The 17,252-nt window shown below is 55.6% G+C and carries 13 protein-coding genes and 1 tRNA gene; 6 read left to right on the top strand and 8 right to left on the bottom strand.

What is annotated here, in order from left to right; translation table 11 throughout:
• Positions 1-10: 10 nt before the first annotated feature.
• From gspC to rluF, 5 genes are all read right to left on the bottom strand, one after another.
• On the bottom strand, positions 11-931 hold the full coding sequence (gene gspC, locus V6U78_RS09390; protein ID WP_405339748.1) for a type II secretion system protein GspC: 921 nt from the start codon (positions 929-931) through the stop codon (positions 11-13).
• Positions 928-2,613 (bottom strand): bifunctional UDP-sugar hydrolase/5'-nucleotidase, encoded by a 1,686-nt coding sequence (locus V6U78_RS09385; RefSeq protein WP_405339746.1) that lies wholly within the window; start codon positions 2,611-2,613, stop codon positions 928-930. Before V6U78_RS09385 ends, gspC begins: the two co-directional genes overlap by 4 nt.
• A gap of 72 nt (positions 2,614-2,685) precedes the next feature.
• Positions 2,686-4,746, bottom strand: coding sequence for a putative bifunctional diguanylate cyclase/phosphodiesterase (locus V6U78_RS09380; protein ID WP_405339744.1), 2,061 nt, complete (start codon positions 4,744-4,746; stop codon positions 2,686-2,688).
• A gap of 119 nt (positions 4,747-4,865) precedes the next feature.
• The gene (locus tag V6U78_RS09375) at positions 4,866-6,233 is read right to left on the bottom strand and encodes a diguanylate cyclase domain-containing protein (protein WP_405339743.1); all 1,368 of its coding nucleotides are present in this window, start codon (positions 6,231-6,233) and stop codon (positions 4,866-4,868) included.
• A 137-nt stretch (positions 6,234-6,370) separates the two neighbouring features.
• Positions 6,371-7,297, bottom strand: a complete 927-nt coding sequence (rluF, locus tag V6U78_RS09370) for a 23S rRNA pseudouridine(2604) synthase RluF (protein ID WP_405339741.1) — start codon at positions 7,295-7,297, stop codon at positions 6,371-6,373.
• Positions 7,298-7,681: 384 nt separating this feature from the next.
• On the opposite strand from rluF, the gene V6U78_RS09365 reads away from it, so the two are divergent.
• On the top strand, positions 7,682-8,692 hold the full coding sequence (locus tag V6U78_RS09365; RefSeq protein ID WP_405339739.1) for a glutathione S-transferase family protein: 1,011 nt from the start codon (positions 7,682-7,684) through the stop codon (positions 8,690-8,692).
• Positions 8,693-8,723: 31 nt separating this feature from the next.
• On the opposite strand, the gene V6U78_RS09360 is transcribed toward V6U78_RS09365, so the two are convergent.
• Positions 8,724-11,156 (bottom strand): DUF1266 domain-containing protein, encoded by a 2,433-nt coding sequence (locus V6U78_RS09360; RefSeq protein WP_405339737.1) that lies wholly within the window; start codon positions 11,154-11,156, stop codon positions 8,724-8,726.
• Between the two features lie 93 nt (positions 11,157-11,249).
• On the opposite strand from V6U78_RS09360, the gene V6U78_RS09355 reads away from it, so the two are divergent.
• Positions 11,250-11,666 carry a DUF488 domain-containing protein gene (locus V6U78_RS09355; protein WP_405339735.1) on the top strand — a complete coding sequence of 139 codons (417 nt, stop codon included), beginning with the start codon at positions 11,250-11,252 and terminating at the stop codon, positions 11,664-11,666.
• Positions 11,667-11,688: 22 nt separating this feature from the next.
• On the opposite strand, the gene V6U78_RS09350 is transcribed toward V6U78_RS09355, so the two are convergent.
• Positions 11,689-12,528, bottom strand: coding sequence for a carbon-nitrogen hydrolase family protein (locus V6U78_RS09350; protein WP_405339733.1), 840 nt, complete (start codon positions 12,526-12,528; stop codon positions 11,689-11,691).
• Positions 12,529-12,668: 140 nt separating this feature from the next.
• On the opposite strand from V6U78_RS09350, the gene V6U78_RS09345 reads away from it, so the two are divergent.
• The 3 genes from V6U78_RS09345 to V6U78_RS09335 all read left to right on the top strand — a co-directional run bounded on the left by V6U78_RS09345 (position 12,669) and on the right by V6U78_RS09335 (position 15,627).
• On the top strand, positions 12,669-12,887 hold the full coding sequence (locus tag V6U78_RS09345) for a hypothetical protein (RefSeq protein WP_405339732.1): 219 nt from the start codon (positions 12,669-12,671) through the stop codon (positions 12,885-12,887).
• Between the two features lie 70 nt (positions 12,888-12,957).
• The gene (locus V6U78_RS09340) at positions 12,958-14,958 is read left to right on the top strand and encodes an exoribonuclease II (RefSeq protein ID WP_405339730.1); all 2,001 of its coding nucleotides are present in this window, start codon (positions 12,958-12,960) and stop codon (positions 14,956-14,958) included.
• On the top strand, positions 14,959-15,627 hold the full coding sequence (locus V6U78_RS09335) for a class I SAM-dependent methyltransferase (protein WP_405339728.1): 669 nt from the start codon (positions 14,959-14,961) through the stop codon (positions 15,625-15,627).
• Here the strand turns inward: V6U78_RS09335 and V6U78_RS09330 are convergent.
• Positions 15,624-16,952 carry a serine hydrolase domain-containing protein gene (locus V6U78_RS09330; protein ID WP_405339726.1) on the bottom strand — a complete coding sequence of 443 codons (1,329 nt, stop codon included), beginning with the start codon at positions 16,950-16,952 and terminating at the stop codon, positions 15,624-15,626. The two genes, V6U78_RS09335 and V6U78_RS09330, sit on opposite strands and share 4 nt — an antisense overlap.
• A 218-nt stretch (positions 16,953-17,170) precedes the next feature.
• Between V6U78_RS09330 and V6U78_RS09325 the strand changes: the two genes are divergently transcribed.
• Positions 17,171-17,247: transfer RNA gene (locus V6U78_RS09325), tRNA-Val, on the top strand.
• The last annotated feature ends 5 nt before the right edge of the window (positions 17,248-17,252 follow it).

Below are 17,252 nucleotides of genomic sequence, written 5' to 3'. Positions count from 1 at the left end.
TTCACTTGTTCTACTCCATTTCCAAACGGAGGGGGCGTTGTTGGCCCTCTCGCTCTATGATCAGATCAACACTGCGCGCATCACGCAATTGTTGAGGTAAGCGCATCATCGCTGCCGTGTTATTGACTGGCTGTCCATCCACGCTGACCAGCAGATCTCCCGGCTGCAAGCCAAGCTGCTCAAACAAGGCGCGCTGGCTCCCTGGGTTGAGGCGAAACCCATACAGCTGACCTTCCTGCTGCACCGGCACCAGCGTGATATAACGCATTAATTGCAACGGATCATTCAGCAACCGCTGACGAAAATCAGGACCAAATTCATCAATCAATGGGGCCGCACTCACGGCTTCAGTCGCCGCCGGAGGCAGCGCAGGCCGTGCCGCTGGCGGCGCACTGGGTTGAGAGGTGGACGGACGCGTCGTCGTTGCACGCGCTGGGGCAGATTCAGCAGCGGGTCCAATCACTTGCGGCCCGGTCGATCGCCAGTTCAGCGCGACACTTTCGCGCTGTCCATCACGCACAAAGATCAGTGCCTCTGGCTGAATCGCCTCTAAAACCAAGCCAGCCTCCAGCTCATCGCCGGGACTCAACACATAATCTCGCTGACGATAGCGCAACAAGACCACCGAGCGCTGCGGCTCATCGGAGAGAAAAAGACCTTGCAGCTGGATCGACAGACGGCTGGGCTGAATCGGCAAGACTGGCTGAGCGACTGAGGGCGAGGCACTCAGCCAGTATTGATCCAGTTGAGCAGGCCAAATCAGCGCGGGGGCAGGCGGCAAGATCGCCTCGGGTGTGGGCACTGGCTGCCACCAGAGCCACAGACGCCAACTCAGCCCAGCCACCAGCCAGAGCACCAGCAACCAGCCGAGCCAGCCAAAACAGCGACTGACGAGAAGGGCCCAGCGAGCGTTTTTGAATCGAGCAATCACAGCGCACCTGCTGCGGTGGCCTCAGGATGCCAACCGGGATGGCCTTCAACAAAAGCCAGACTCGGCTGCTCCATCTGAGGCAGCGTCCAACTGGCTGGGCGCTGACGCAACCAGCCTTCCATCAACTGCCACAAGGGCGGGCCTTCACCCTGATAACTCGGCGACCAGCCCGCCGTGTCGAGTTGAGCGCGGGTGGTGGAACTTGGCCACTCCAGATCAGCGACCCGCTGTCCCAGCGCGGCCTGATAGCGCAAGACATAGTGGCTACCACTCAAACGCGGCAGATCCCGACTTGAATGCAACCACCAGCTCTCGCCAATCAACTCATCTGCACCCGCTTCTAAACGCGCGCGCAGCTGGGCTTGGGTGGCCGGCAGTTTAAAGACCGGCGCATTCAATCCCGCTGTCAGACTCAACAGATGCTCACGCGTAATAGGATGATCCGGCGGCAAGGCCAAACCAGTACGCACACCGGGCGCCAAGGTCAGACGTGCCCCTGTAGACGCCAATGCAGCCGCGATCAACGCATCCCAGCTCCCTGCGAGCGTAGCCTGACGATATAACCAGTTCGGGCTGGTGGCCAAAGGCTCATCCAGCCAACGGCCATAGGGTGCCCGTAGCTGGGCGATCCGCCGCTGCACTGCTGGCGCTTCTGGTTGCTCTGCAAGAAGTGGTTGAAACCCACCTTGATAGCGCCACTGCCCCGCTTCAACATAAAAATCCACGGCAAAATAGCCTTGCCCCAGCTGACCGGCACAGCACACAGGCAAGGCAGCAGCACCTGAGGCTGGCAACAGAGGCTCCGGCCAGAGATCCTGACCGCCAGCGCTGAATAGCATCGCCGCCCCGCTGAGCTGCTGCGCCAACCATAAACTGGGATTAGTGCCGGCATCCGTGACCAGCAGCAATAGATCTGCCTGCTGACGATAGAGGTTAATCTGCTGCTGAATCTGCAACGCCCACTGTTCAGCGCTCCAGCCGGATTGCTGCGCCTGACCTGTCCGCCAGGGATCGGCGATCCCCAACACACCCAGTTGCAGACCCTGGGCATTGAGCAGAGTAAACGGCTGCTCAGCATCCAGAATCGGACGACCAAAATCACGCTTCATCTGCGGCCAACGTGCCGGCCAGCGCTGGGCTTCATCACTGGCTAAACGCAGATCTGCACCTAACCAGTGGCTGGATTCTGGCCCGTGGCGCCCTTCACTGAGCTGCGCCAATCCGCTGCCTGTCCAGCACTGACCGGCTTCCAGCGTCACTGTCGGGCCTTGATGCTGCTGACGCTGATCCTCTAAGGCCTGCGCCAAGCGTGCATAGCCGCCCATCTGCTGGGGTTGCTGGCGGGCCGCACCTGCGGTGAGCCAAGCAGCCGATCTGTCTTCAGCAGTCAGCCCTAAAGCCGTTAGACGATCTTCTTCGGTGATATAGGGCGCTTGGCCAAGCAGTGCCATCGGCCCAAGGTGCGTTGCACGCGGGTGCACCCAGCTGGGCAACCACTGGGCCAAGGTATCGGCATAAAACAGCAGTTGTACTTGTCCAGCGGCCGGCACAGGACGAGCGCCAGAAACTGCACAACCACTGAGCCAGCTTGCCGCAGCCAGCGCACCAGATAATCCAAGGAATTGACGACGCGAGACACCAGAGGAAAAAGGTGGAGAAGAAGAATCAGATTTCAGGCGCATCCAAGGCCACCAGCCAGGTTAAATGAGAAAGATTGCTACATAATGCGGCAAAAACGCGCGCAAGAGCAAGTCTTATACTGGTGTGCCAGCGATTAATAAGGCTTCAAAAGCTTGTTGATGCAAAGGCTTATGGAAATAAAACCCCTGCGCCAAGGGGCAACCCAGCGCGATGAGCTGCTCGGCTTGGGCTGCATTTTCCACCCCCTCGGCCACCAAGCCCAAGCCTAGGTTCTGCGCCAGCTGTACGATGGTTTTAACAATACTGAGACTGGCAGGATCTTCACTCATATCCAAGATAAAGGAGCGATCGATCTTTAAGGTCGTTAGCGGCAGCTTACGCAAATAAGACAGACTCGAATAGCCTGTCCCAAAATCATCCAGCGCGATATGAAAGCCCTTACTACGCAGCTCAGCCAGACAAGCCAGGGCGCGCTTCTCGTTTTTCATCAGGCTGGTTTCTGTGATTTCTAATTCCAGATCATCCACACTGAGCTGGTAGTCTTCGAGTAAGGCTTCTAACCAGTGGGCAAAACCAGCCTGATCCAGTTGCTGCACGGCCAGATTCACGGCCACCCGTGGACAAGCCAAGCCCTGCTCACGCCAGGCCCGCAAGTGGGTGCAGGCTTCACGCAGCACCCAAGCCCCGATCTCCACAATCAAACCTGATGTTTCTGCCAAGGGAATAAAGACACCCGGCGATAAAACACCCAGCTCAGGGTGCTCCCAGCGCAGCAGTGCCTCAGCACCAGAAACCTGCCCGCTGTGCAGATGTATTTTCGGCTGATAATGCAGACTCAGGCCTCCGCCTAAAATAGCGTGACGCAGTGCCTGCTCAAGCTTGAGGCGATCACGCGCCTCGCGGCTCATCTGCTGATCAAAAAAACGGAAGGTGTCGCGCCCGACTTCCTTGGCATCAAGCAAGGCAGCCTGCGCATTGATCAGCAAACCCTCAGCATGCAAGGCATCCTGAGGATAAAGAGCAATACCGATGGAGGGGCTCATCACGATGCGATGCTGATCCAGCACCACTTCTTGCTGAAGCGCTTCTTTAATCTGCTGCGCCAGCTGGCTGAGTTCATGGGTAGAGGCGCCATTTTCCAATAGCAGAGCAAACTCATCTGAACCGATACGCACCAGCGTGGCTGTAGGATCTGCAATCAGCTTTAAGCGCTGGCTTTGCTCACGAATAAAGCGATCACACCAGTTATAACCCAGGCTTTCATTCAAAAGCTGAATATGCCCAAGATCGATCGCCAGCAAGGCCAAGCCCTGTTGATAGGCGCGCGCATGACGAATAGCATGATTCATACGCTGATCCAACAAACGGCGATTGCCTAAGCCGGTCAATGGATCATGGCTGGCCAGATGCTCTATTTTGGCTTCCTTGGCGCGCAGTTCAGTCAAATCATGAAAAATGGAGATGTAGTTTTCGATCTCGCCCTGTGCATTGCGCACGCAGTTGATCGACAGCCATTCCAAGAACACACTGCCGTCCTTGCGCCGATTCCAGACTTCGCCCTGCCAACGATCTTGCTCAGCAATGCTGTGCCACATAGCTTGATAAAAGTCGCGATCATGGAGTTCAGAGCGCAGGATCTTGGGCGTTTTGCCAATCACCTCGAGTGCGCTATAACCGGTAATATCGCAAAAGGCCTGATTGACCTGCTGAATCCGCGCGTCGGCATCCGTGACGATAATGCCTTCAATGGTATTTTCAAACACACGCATCGCCAGACGTTGCTGGGTTTCCAACTGTTTATGGCGGCTCACGTCACGCATGATGCCCGTCAGCCAGAGGATCTGCCCTTGCTCGTCCCGATGCGCAATAATCGTGGCCCGTACCGGCAGCTTTTGCCCGCTGAGATTGCGCAGCTCCAGCTCACCTTGCCAACGACCTGCCCCCGCCAGCAGCGCAGGAAAAACCTCTTCTTTTAGCTGCCGATACTGAGCAGCACTATGGAAGGACTGCACAAAAAAAGGCTGCTCATCTAATGCCACCTGATCTGGAATCGCCAACATCTGTCGCCCAGCCAGATTCAGATAGAGCAAACGCTCACTGGGTGAGATGGTCACAATCATTTCTTGTGAAGCTTCAAGAATCGCCTGCTGGCGGCTTAAATCCAGTTGTGTCAAGGTGGTTACCTGTTGATATCAAAACAGAGACGGCCTGGTGACTAAGAAGCCTCTGGAGAACTATTGCGCTTGTTGATGCTGGGTTGAGCAGAGGTTCCTTCACTGGATCAGCAGCGACGCTAGGGCTTACTTTTTATCTGATGGGCGGAAGAAGCTAAGCAGGCGCGCCCGCGTCCAGCATGCTTGGCGGCATACATGGCATCATCACTCATCACAATCAAAGCATCGGCATCCTGTGCATGCTGCGGATAAAGACTGATCCCGATACTGGCACCGATATGACGCTGCTCACCATGGCGAAAAAAGAGCGGCTGACTAATCCGCTGGATCACCTGCTCGGCCAAATCCAGCGCTTGAATTTCAACCCGATCTAACTTGCGGCTGGTCATCAGGATGACAAATTCATCTCCACCGAGGCGCGCCAGCAAATCACCAGCACAGAGTAGCTCTCGCATCCGACCGGCGATTTCTTTTAACACACGATCACCGGCCTTGTGGCCCAGCTCATCATTAATCGGCTTAAACTTGTCCAGATCAATAAACAGTAAAGCCAACGCCGTCTGATCATCTGCCGCAGCAGCCAGTGCCTGCTCTAAAGTCTCCAAGAATAAACTGCGATTAGGGAGACCTGTCAATGCATCATGTGTTGCCAAGTATTTCAAATTCGCTTGCTGATCATAGTGTTGTGTAACATCAGTCAAGTAGCCATACCAGATCCAGCCCCCCTCGGCATCAGGCTCAGGAGTGGCGTGCACCTGCAGCCAGCGGGTGGCCTGATCTGGATGGCGATAGCGAAAGGCGGTTTTCAAATCAGCCAGTTGCTGGGAGGCTTGCAGTGCTTTTTGCTGCAACGGCAGCATATCATCCGGGTGTATGCGCTCAAAAAAACAACTCAGCTGCTGCCGGACTTCCTGTAAAGATATCCCTAAAATAAAGCTTAACTTGGGGCCGACCAAAGATAGCCTTAATGGCCGGTCTTTTTCTTGATGCAGCTCAAAGGGAATACCAGGTAATTGATGGGTCAGCTTATACCAGCGCTCTTTATAAGCCTCTTCTAAGCGTCGATCAGTCACCACACGCGAAATGCCGAGCAGATGGGTCACCTGACCTTGTTCATCCTTGATCGGGGCCAGACGCGTATTGATGCGCTCTGGCGTTCCGGGATGCGCCAAAGCAGAGGGCTCTGCTATCGAGCGGCGCTGGCTGGTTTGAAGATCATACTCCTGGGCCTCACCTGTCTCGGCACAGAGCTTAAAACGCTCCTCCAGCTCGGCCAGCATTTTAGGCGGCAGGCAAGCTTGCAAAGGCTGACCGTGCAAGCTGCCCACAGGCACATCCAGTGCCAGATCAAAGGCCGGATTGGTGGCCACCACGCGCAAGGCCTGCCCGGGTTCAACCTCAAGCATAAAGCAGGCATCTTCCGCCTGTTGTAGCCCTTCAAGCCATAAAAGAGCCTGATCTAAGCGAGAAAGTGCAGTTGTGGCCATGGTCTTCACCTGCTTTGCATTGAAAAAGTGAGCTTGCATCTGACTGATCTGATCACACCTAGGGTGCAGCCTTTCAGTGCCGTTCTTCACAGTATAGAAGCAAAAGCCCAGTGCCGATCATTGTGCTCAAAAGCCGACTAAGCACGCTTGATCGAAGTCTGTCTTTTCTTCCCTTTTTTACTTTTTTTGACGCTAGGCTGGCTACGGCCACGCTCTTGAGAGGGGTGGCTGCTACCGCGCGCAGCGGGCTTTGAGCCACCTTTTGACGCCAATACCCGCGCTTTCTTTTGAACAGCCTTTGCAGCTGATTTTTGAGGCGCATCGATCCGCTGACTGGCTTCTTCTGTTTTGCTGGAGTCATGCAGCATCTGTTCGATCTGCGCCATCTCTTGCTGATTGAGCAGCCGCCACTGGCCGGGTTTTAAGCCGCCCAGACTGACATTCATAATCCGCACCCGCTTCAGACGCGTGACCTGATAACCAAGAAACTCGGTCATGCGACGAATTTGACGATTCAAGCCCTGAGTCAAAATAATATTGAAACGCTGCGGCCCCAAAGCCCGAATCTGGCAAGGCTGGGTCACTTGACCCAGAATCGGCACACCTGCCGCCATACGCTGTAAAAAGGCCGTATCAAAAGGGCGATCGACTTCAACGACATACTCTTTTTCATGCGCATTCCCTGCACGCAAAATCTTATTGACGATATCTCCGTCATTGGTCAGAAAAATCAAGCCTTCCGAGGGCTTATCAAGGCGGCCTATCGGAAAAATGCGCCCTTTCTTATAGCCCACCGCATCCACGATATTCTCAGGGACTTCTGGGTCTGTCGTACAGGTGATGCCCACTGGCTTGTTATAGGCCAGATAAACAGCTGGCGGCTTGGCGCGCAGTGCCTTGCCACGCACCCGCACCTCATCTTCCGCACTCACACGCACGCCCATATCGGCAACGCGCCCGTTCACCTTCACCACACCCTCTTCGATCAAGCGATCAGCCTCACGACGTGAGCAGAGGCCGGTTTCACTGATCCATTTATTTAATCTCACCTGGGAGGCACTCATGACATCTCTTTTATCAATAGAAAAACCGAGGGAACCTCTGATCAACGTCACGAGCACAGGTCAGGGCAGCATTCGTTCCAGACGAATGGCTGCACTTCCTACATCCATGTAGGTCGCAGGGCGAAATTGATCGAAAAAGCGGAGTTTACACGGAGTAAATGAGCATTTTGAGACCCAATTTCAACGCAGCATGACCAAGCGCAGTAGTTAATCAGAGGCTTCCGAGAGATCAACTGGCTGATCTCCCACAGTATTAGGCACTCATCATACCTCAAGCAGCCCAACGGAGGTATCCGGCCTCATCAAGACCATGCGCTTGCACCCGCTGGATGCGCGCTTTACAGTGGTTTGATCTGACGCCTGACAATTTGAGAGGAGCAGCCAATGGGTTTATTAGTCGATGGGCAGTGGCAAGACCAGTGGTATGACACAGCAAGCCATCAAGGGCGCTTTATTCGCTCTACCAGCCAGTTTCGCCACTGGATTACCCCAGATGGTCAAGCCGGTCCCAGTGGTGATGCTGGATTTCAGGCCGAAGCGGGGCGTTATCACCTCTATATTTCTCTGGCCTGTCCTTGGGCGCATCGCACGCTGATTTTTCGCCAGCTTAAAGGACTCGAGAAGATGATCGATGTCTCTGTCGTGCATTGGTTGATGCGCGAGCAGGGCTGGACTTTTCAAGCTGGGCCGGGCGTCGTCGCCGATCCGCTTTTTGGCGCTGACTATCTGCACCAGCTCTACACCCAGGCAGAGCCCCAGTATAGCGGCCGCGTCACGGTGCCACTGCTATGGGATAAAAAGCAGCAGCGCCCAGTCAGCAATGAATCAGCCGAGATCATTCGGATGTTCAACTCCGTCTTTGATCATCTTGGTGCCCACGAGGGAGATTATTATCCGCTGGCTTTACGCGAGCAGATCGATGCGATGAACACGCGTGTTTACGAGCGCATTAACAATGGGGTTTATCGTGCTGGCTTTGCGACCACACAAGAAGCCTATGAAGAGGCCGTGCAGCCTTTGTTTGCAGAACTGGATGCGCTAGAGAACCTACTCAGCCAGCAGCGCTACCTCTGCGGCCCGCAGATCACCGAAGCAGACTGGCGTTTGTGGACGACACTGATTCGCTTTGATGCGGTCTATGTTGGCCATTTTAAGTGCAACCTGCGCCGCATTGCTGACTATCCCGCCCTCTTTGGCTATTTAAGGGAGCTCTACCAATGGCCGGGCATCGCGCAGACAGTGAACTTTGCGCATATCAAAGGCCACTACTACCAGAGCCATACACAGATCAATCCGACTCAAGTGGTCCCGAAAGGGCCAGACTTAGATCTACTGGCCCCTCATGGCCGCGAAACCTTGCCATCACAGCCGCCGACTGGGTCAGCGGCTTGGTGACGGCAGTTTGTTGATCAACAACCCAGCGCCTCTAATGCAGGCGCTTTTTGGGCGGCAGATGACTATGACTGGTATCCTGCCAGCGCCGCGCTGGTGCGCCCGGCCAGTGCAGGGTTGACCAGAGCCCAGCTTGCGGTGGAACAGCAATCAGCAGGCCCAGCAGGCGTTGACTGAAGACTTCAAGCAGCTCGCCTCTTTGCGGCCCTTCATTCATAAAGAAGTTGTAGCCAGCCAACAAGGCACCAGCAAAATCGCTCCAGCCGTGATAGCTGCGCGTTAACAGCTGCTGCGTTTTTTCAAGCCACTCGGCCAATTCCTGCTGGTTCAGCCAACCCAGTTGATAACCCGCTACAGCCAGATCGATCAGCTGCACCAGATCCCAGGCACAGAGATCAACATCATTCACACCCAGGGTATTGTGTTTGACGCGCAGCAGACGCTGATAATAGGTTTCCTGCTCTTCATCGCGCGCCTCATCCTGCTCTTGCAGCTCAAGCTCTTGATCCAAGCGCTCAGGATGCAGCGTAAAAATCGAGAAGGCGACCAGATACTCCTGACGATCTCCGGCGGCATACAGGTGTTGCAAGTAGTCTTTTAAATCTTCAGGACTATGAAAGAGATGCGTTTCTTGCAAGAGCTGACGCAGCTCTTGTGCTGGCTCACTCGGCAGCCGCTCGGGCCACGACCAGTGAATCCCCGTCAACGGCCCCACCAGATTCAACAGCGCCAGCTCGGTTTCGCTGACCGGACGACCTGGCTCCACCAAGCGCGCGGGTGGCCGCTTCCAATCCACAAAGTGAAACAGGCTGCCTGGATCTTGCCGATGCCAAGCCAGCTCTGCCGCCAAGGGGCGCTCATCACCTTGCAAGCACAGCACTTCATCCCAAGCCTGCCACGCAGCCAGTAAAGACTCAGCTTTGGGGTAGTGCCAGCTCAGATAGTCCTGGATAGCCAGAGTGAGGTGCTCGACTTCACTGCTGGCAAACAAACCTGATTCCTGCGCCTTGAGCAGATAAAAGGCATATTTCTCTGCCATCACGATCGCGGCAGGATGCTGCACCAACCCCGCCAGCAAAGGCTGCTGCTGATGCCAGGCTTGCCAGACCTCCGCTACCGCGCCGAGATTCGCGGGCAAAGAGGGCGCCACGCCCGTACGACAGTTCAATGCCAGCTGATCATAATGATGCACGCGACCCGGTTGCCAAAAACGCGTCAAAGCATTGCGCAGCCCTTCTTCAAGATCCACCTCAAGATGGGCGAGCAAAAACTCCTTGGCTTCCTGCTCGCGCTCTTCTGGCAGCTCACTGCCTAAGCCCGTCAGCACACAGGCATCATCTCGGACACTGGCCAGCAGGCTCACCAGCAACGGGCCAGCCTCAAGCCCAGCGGAGAAGAGCTGCAACGCATCACGAAAATCTGGGTGATCCACCTCCAAGGCCTGCCAATTCAGTTGGCGCTGAGGAGAAAAGGCCACTTCTAGGAGCAGCTGCCAGCTTTCTTCTATCTCAGGACTCAGATTGAGCTGACTTTGAGTGCGCCAGAAGCGATAACCCAGCAGATAGCTCTGATGAATGGCCTCCCAAGAGGCATAGCGGCGTCTGAGCAGCCACAGGGCAACCAAGGCAAAGCTGCGCCACTCACTGGCAGAAAGATAACCCGCCATATAGCCAGCCAGCGCCAGATCGGCCATCCGTACCCAATCCCAGGCCCCGATATCCAACTCAGGCAGGGCCAGCGCATTCAGCATCTGCTCAGCATAGCCTTCCATTCCATCCGGCAATTCTTCTTGCCAGGTCTGGCGCTCTTCGGCACTGGCCTCCTGTAGCCACTGATGATCCAGCTGCCAGGCATAACGCTGGCCCTGCCCTGCCAACCAATAGAGCAGCTGGCGGCAAGTCTCGGCAGAATCGACCTGCCAGTATTCTTGCAAGGTGGCTTCTACATCCGGCCAGAAGGCCTGACGCAAACGCTGCGGATCATCCAGCGCCTGCTGAAAAATAGGAAAGCTGGAAGCGCGCGCCGCCAGCGCATAGCCGAGCGGTGTCTTACGCACCTGCAAAGGAGCCTCAGACACGGCCTCGATTTCTGCCATCCAATCAGGAAAATCAGCCTCAACTCGCTCTTGCGCCCATGCCTTCAGCGGCGCACTGGCCACATCGCTCAGCGCCAGCGCCGCTAAAAAATCCTCGGCACTGGGATAGTGATGCTGTAAACGCCCAATCCAATGCGCCCGCCAAGCCGCGGCCTCTTCTGTACTGATCCAGCCTAGGCCTGACAAGGCCTCCAGCACCTGAATTCCACGCACCAGCGCACCCGCTTCGCCGCGCTGCCAGCAGCGCATAAAAAAAACATAGGCATCGGCCAGATGCATCAGTTGACATTCAGCAAGAATTTCTGCATGTTTTCGATCATCAAGGGATACACCCTGAAATGGCTTGAGCCATTCAGCAACAGAAACCGGCACTTTAACCCCCTTGGGATGTTCAGCAGGTGAATCAGCATTAAAAAAGAAGGTGCATTGTAACTGACAAGCACCCTCAAGGGATAATGGACGACCATGAAAGCGCACTTCCAACTGCAATGGCTGTACAACAACGACTCAGAAACCAGTTCAGCACCACGAGTGTTGATTGATCGTCTGTGGCCACATGGGCGCACACGCTCAGAACTGAGTATCGATCACTGGTGGCCAGAAGCCGCACCCAGCAACAGTCTTAAGCGTGAGTGGACACAGGAAAAAATGGATTGGCAGCGTTTTGCGCGCCGCTATCGCGATGAACTGCATACAGACAGCAGCAAAACACAAAGACTGCTCGATCTGGCGCAACAGCAAGCCGCCATCATCATGATCAGCCAGGAGCGCGATCCTGAGCAATCCTGGCCACATATTTTACAAGAGTTCCTGACCAAAGCCCTGGATACAGCGGCGACCAGCCCGCCTTCCAATAGGGGGGCCGCAGACGGCCTCGACTGAACTCGCTGCTATCGCGTGCGCCCTACACACCCAAGCGCCGGTGTAACAAAGCCGGCAACTGCGTTCTGACCTCAGCCAAACGCTGTGGTTCTAGGCTGCCCAGCAGCAGGCCAGGTTGATCATCTAGCTGCGCGACCACCTCTCCCCAAGGGTCGACCAGCAGGCTATGCCCATAGGTCTGCCGCCCGCCTTGATGCGTGCCTGTCTGCGCAGCAGCCAAGAAGTAACACTGGTTTTCAATCGCCCGCGCGCGCAACAACACCTCCCAATGGGCCTGACCTGTGGTCACCGTAAACGCCGCGGGGAGCACCCACAGATCCACCGCATCTAAATGACGGAAAAACTCCGGAAAGCGCAGGTCATAACAAATCCCAACGCCAACCCGCCCAAAGGGCGTATCAAAGATCAGCGGCCTTTCTCCTGCCAGTTGCGTTGCCGCTTCATCATAGCGCTCTTGCCCCCGCTGAAAACTAAACAGATGCACCTTGTCATAGCGCCCCACGCGCTCACCTGCAGGGCCATACACCAGGCAGCTATTGGTGAGCTTATCGGCGAAGGGGGTTTTTAATGGCAGACTGCCGGCAACCAGCCAGACGCCCTGCTGGGCGGCAAGTTGCGCCAAGAAATCCTGAATCGGCCCTTGCCCATCTTCTTCAGCCAGCGCAAAACGGGCCTGCTCATCGGGATGCATCAATACAAAGTATTCAGGCAAGACGACCAGTTGAGCACCTGCCGCTGCCGCTGCCGCCACAGCCTCTTGTACGCGCTGCCGATTGGTTGGCCAGTCACCCGCTGAATTCAACTGAACCGCCGCCAACTGAATCGACGTTTCCAGATCAGGTAAAGCACGAGGATGCAGCATCGGATTTCTCCTTTCATTGATCATTTCAGGCTGGGATCTCTCCCGCGCCATCATCGCCTGCTCGGCGGATAGGAACTGAAACTTATCACAGTTTCGGTTAAACTCTAGTCCCTATTCATCCCCTGTTAGTGGAGTAGCGCATGGCCCCCAGTATCTTCTTCATGCATTTTCTTGGGCTTGCAATTGTGATTGTGGGCCTCACGCTGAAAGAAAAGCACCCCAAATCAGGTATCACACTGGCTGTATTGGGCTTTTTAATTGCCACCGGGCCGGTTTGGTATGGTCATTGGGTTGGCCCTAGCCCCAGCGAAATGCGTGAGATGCAACTGCGCCAGTTCATGTTTCCCGGCGCACACTAGACCCATCTTTAGCCCTCGTTGCGCGGCCCTTTTTTATGCAGCACCTTCTTAAATCTATAGGCTGATTTTTATGCAGAATGCTTTACTGAAAAATAACGATCTTTTAGCGCAGCTCAAAGGCCAACTCCGTGCAGCGACACCGCGTATCGAAGGTCGCGTCAAGGGCACAGAAAAAGGTTTTGGTTTTTTAGAGGCCGAAGATGGCAAAAGCTATTTCATCAGCCCACCCAATATGAAGAAGGTCTTACACGGTGATCGCATTCAAGCCGCCTTGCATGAAGAGCAAGATCGCAAGGGTGAGATGAAGCAGACCGCAGAGCCGGAAACCCTGATCGAACCCAGCCTGACTCGTTTTATCGGCCGCATCCAACGCGTGCAGGGTAAATTGGCCGTGGTGCCTGATCATCCCCAGCTCAATCAGCCGTTAAAAGGTAAAACAGTCAGCGGATTAGATGAGGCCAGCCTGACAGATGGTGACTGGGTCGTCGCGCATCTAGAGCGCCATCCACTGAAACCCAAGGACAACAGCTTTTTTGTTGAAGTGACTGAACTGATTGCCAAGGATCAGGATCACTATGCACCCTGGTGGGTGATTCTGGCCCGCCATGCGCTACCCAAAGACCAGCCAGAGATCAATCAAGCCTGGCAGCTAGAAGATCCGGCCGAGCTAGTGCGTGAAGATTTAACCCACCTGCCTTTTGTGACCATCGATAGCGCACAAACTAAGGATATGGATGATGCCCTTTGCATCCGCCCACGCGCTGACGGCGGCTGGACCCTCTGGGTCGCGATTGCCGATCCCTCGGCCTATGTGGCTGAAGGCAGCCCCGCCGATATTGAAGCCAAGGCGCGCGCCTTTACGCTTTATCTGCCTGCACGCACCATCACCATGCTGCCCAAGCCTCTATCCGACGACCTCTGCTCGTTGATGCCGAAGGTGCGCCGTCCAGCACTGGTCGCCCGTTTAGAAGTGGCCGCCGATGGTCAACTGGCTGACACGCCGCACTTTTGTGCGGCTTGGATCACCTCACAAGCCAAGCTCGACTATCAGCTGGTTTCCGACTGGCTGGATGAGCCCAAGGCGGCGAGTTGGCAACCTGATTCAGAAGAGCAGGCCGCTCAGCTCCAACATCTGGCCCAACTGGCGCAACAGCGTCTGGCATGGCGACATACGCATGCACTGGTCTTTAAAGAAACACCCGACTATCGCTTTGTTCTTGATGAGGCTGGACAGGTTATTGATATTCAGACCGAAGAGCGGCGCGTGGCGCATCGTCTGGTTGAGGAAGCCATGCTCCTCGCTAACCTGGCACTGGCCGATCTACTCAGCCGCGAGCTGGGGCAAGGTGTGTTCAACACCCATGTTGGCTTTGAGGCAGATCAAGCTGAGCAGGTTTTAAAGCTGCTTGAAGAAAACGGCCTAAAAACCGAAGCCGGTCAAACCTTTGATGCCGAGTATCTCGCTAGCCTGGCCGGTTTTTGTGATCTGCGCCGTCAACTAGATGCGCTGCCTTCTGGCTGGTTGGATGCACGCCTGCGCAAGTATCAAGGCTTTTCCTTGCTCTCTCTGACCCCAGCACCGCATTTTGGCCTCGGCGTCAGCGCTTATGCCACCTGGACGTCACCGATTCGTAAATATGGCGATCTGCTCAACCATCGTCTCCTCAAGGCTTGGCTGATCCAGACCCAGCCCCACCCGCTGGACGATCAACTGGCTGAAGCGCTCAGCAGCGCACGCAAGATCAACCGTATGGCCGAACGCGATGTGAAAGACTGGCTCTATGCTCGCTTCTTGGCAGATCAGGTCGGCCAGAGTTTTGCCGCGCAGATTTTCAGCATCAATCGTGGTGGCATGAAGGTGCGCCTAGTGGATAATGGTGCTGCGGTCTTTATTCCAGCTTCCACGATCCATGCCAACCGCGATGAACTAATCTGCGATGGCGAACAAGGCTGGGTGATGATTCAAGACCAGATCCACTACCGCCTGACAGACCAAGTGCAGATTGAATTAACAGAAGTCCGTGTTGATCAGCGCGCGCTGGTCGGTCGACTCATCAGCAGCAACGAATAGATGCACACCTGCCCTCTGTGTGCCAGTGTCGCTGCAGATCTCTGGCACACCGCAAACCATCGCCCCCTTGTGGGGCGTGAATACTGGCGCTGCGGCTCTTGCGAACTGGTGTTTGTTCCTGCCGCTTTTCACTGGGACGCCACGGCAGAGCAGGCCATTTATCAGCAGCATGATAATCGCCCCGATGACCCAGGCTATCGACGTTTTCTGGCCCGCGCAGCAGAACCTGTGTTGCGTCTGATGCCACCGGCAGCCCAGGGGCTGGATTTTGGCTGCGGCCCTGGGCCAACACTCAGCCTGATGCTAGAAGAAGCGGGCCTCACCTGCCTCAACTATGATCTCTACTTTTATCCAGAAGCCGCCAGGCTTCAGCAGCAGTATGACTTTATCACCAGCACAGAAGTCTTTGAGCACCTCAGCCAGCCCTATGCCGTGCTCAAGCAGCTGCTTGGCTGCCTCAAACCCAACGGCCTCTTGGTCGTGATGACGCAACGCCCAAGAGATCAAGCCGCTTTTCAGCGTTGGCATTATTTGATGGACCCCACCCATATCAGCTTTTTCAGCGAAGCCAGCTTTGCCTGGATAGCCGCCCATTTCGGTCTAGAGCTGCTTGAGGTCCATCGTGATGTGATTGTTTTGCGGCGTCCTGCTCAGCAGCCCCCTGATTAGCCTTCTGGCAAGGCGCAGCCGCCTTCAAGCAAAAAGGTCGCCAGTGCCTGATAAGCCGGTAGCGAAGTGGCATCATTCGCCGCATTGGCCGCAACCGGATGACTGCCAAAACGCGCAATCACCATCTCTGCGGTGGGATCGATATACAAGGCCTGCCCATGCACACCGCGCGCCATAAACGCACCGTGTGCATTATGGGTGATCCACCACATCTGATGGTAACTCCACCCCTCTAGCTGCGAATAACCAGCCTGAGCAAACTGAGCTTGATCTCCTCCAGTGCGCAGATCCGCGATTACCGCAGCAGGAATCACCTGTTGCTCACCAACCCGGCCATTCTGGCGAAGCAGCTCACCAAAACGCGCCAGATCGCGCAAACTCAGATTCAAACCGCCACCGGCAAAAGGCGTCCCCCAGCTATCCACCGTCATATAAGCATCCTGCTCTGCTCCAAGCGGCTGCCAGATGCGCTCGGATAACAGCTGAGCCACATTCTGCCCAGTCGCCCGCGTCATCACCCAACCCAAGGCATCTGTATTCGCGGTGCGATAATGAAAGGCAGCCCCATGTTCTCCTTCCGGCTGAACTGTCTGCAAAAACTCAAAATAAGAGCGCGGACCAACATAGTCAGCGGGTTTGGGCAGCGGATTGCCTGCCGCCGCATGCGCCCACACCTCCGCATTGGGATCGGCATAGTCTTCACTAAAGCGAATCCCCGTAGTCATATCCAAGAGTTGCGCGATGGTGGCCGAACCAAAAGCCGAAGCGCCCAGCTCAGGAACATACTCCACCACCTGCCGCTCTGCATCGAGCAGACCCTCCTCAATCAGCAAGGCGCCCAAAAGCCCCATAAAGCTTTTGGTGACCGACATAGCCGCATGCTGCCCCTCTGCGGTCAGGGCGCCGAAATAGCGCTCATCAATCAACCGCCCACGATGCAAAACAGCGATGCCATCGGTATAGTTGGCGCGCATGGATTCAGCCCAGGTCATCGGTTCGCTCTGCCCCCAAGGCACAAAGGTCAGCGCATCTAATGCCGCACAAGAATGCGAGGCCAGAGGCTGTATCGGACCTGTGCCACGCGCGACCTGCACCGTCGGCATCAACTGACGAAAATGCGCCACACTCCAGCGCATTTGCGGGAACTGAAAATAACTGCCATCGGCAAAAGAAATACGCTTTTCAGGTGGTGGCGGTGATCCCTGCATCCATCCCCATCGCGCTGGATCACTGTCTTCAGCACTTAAAGGCACCGCCGCCACGCTGAGCGCCCAACCCAGGCTCAACCCTACCAGCAAGCCGCGCTTGATTCCTGCATACCGCATGATCCTCTCCTTGCTTTCTGACTCAGACCTGACTCAAGCGATCACTTTACTCCAGCCGCTTGATGAACACAAAAAGCCATCGCCTTGCAATCTGAGACGTCCAGCTCGCTGACACCTCTAACTCAGCCTCAGTCAGCCGCCTCAAAAAAGTCTGACAAAAAGCTTGCTTTTAAAAATCAAGTCTCTATAATGCGCAGCTGTTGAAAGCAATACCCCTTAGGACTATAGCTCAGTTGGTTAGAGCGCTACCTTGACATGGTAGAGGTCTCCGGTTCGAGTCCGGATAGTCCTACCAAATTC

The sequence above is a fragment of the Marinospirillum alkalitolerans genome, assembly GCF_045055655.1.
Lineage (GTDB): Bacteria > Pseudomonadota > Gammaproteobacteria > Pseudomonadales > Halomonadaceae > Marinospirillum > Marinospirillum alkalitolerans.
Note: the sequence above shows the minus strand (reverse complement) of the source record. Positions and strands in the feature narration are given on the sequence as shown.

Coding starts and splice junctions, on each gene's coding strand:
- rluF (WP_405339741.1), bottom strand. CDS start 7,297: ATGAGTGCCTCCCAGGTGAGATTAAATAAATGGATCAGTGAAACCGGC.
- V6U78_RS09340 (WP_405339730.1), top strand. CDS start 12,958: ATGCAGAATGCTTTACTGAAAAATAACGATCTTTTAGCGCAGCTCAAA.
- V6U78_RS09335 (WP_405339728.1), top strand. CDS start 14,959: ATGCACACCTGCCCTCTGTGTGCCAGTGTCGCTGCAGATCTCTGGCAC.
- V6U78_RS09345 (WP_405339732.1), top strand. CDS start 12,669: ATGGCCCCCAGTATCTTCTTCATGCATTTTCTTGGGCTTGCAATTGTG.
- V6U78_RS09330 (WP_405339726.1), bottom strand. CDS start 16,952: ATGCGGTATGCAGGAATCAAGCGCGGCTTGCTGGTAGGGTTGAGCCTG.
- V6U78_RS09385 (WP_405339746.1), bottom strand. CDS start 2,613: ATGCGCCTGAAATCTGATTCTTCTTCTCCACCTTTTTCCTCTGGTGTC.
- V6U78_RS09375 (WP_405339743.1), bottom strand. CDS start 6,233: ATGGCCACAACTGCACTTTCTCGCTTAGATCAGGCTCTTTTATGGCTT.
- V6U78_RS09350 (WP_405339733.1), bottom strand. CDS start 12,528: ATGCTGCATCCTCGTGCTTTACCTGATCTGGAAACGTCGATTCAGTTG.
- V6U78_RS09365 (WP_405339739.1), top strand. CDS start 7,682: ATGGGTTTATTAGTCGATGGGCAGTGGCAAGACCAGTGGTATGACACA.
- V6U78_RS09355 (WP_405339735.1), top strand. CDS start 11,250: ATGAAAGCGCACTTCCAACTGCAATGGCTGTACAACAACGACTCAGAA.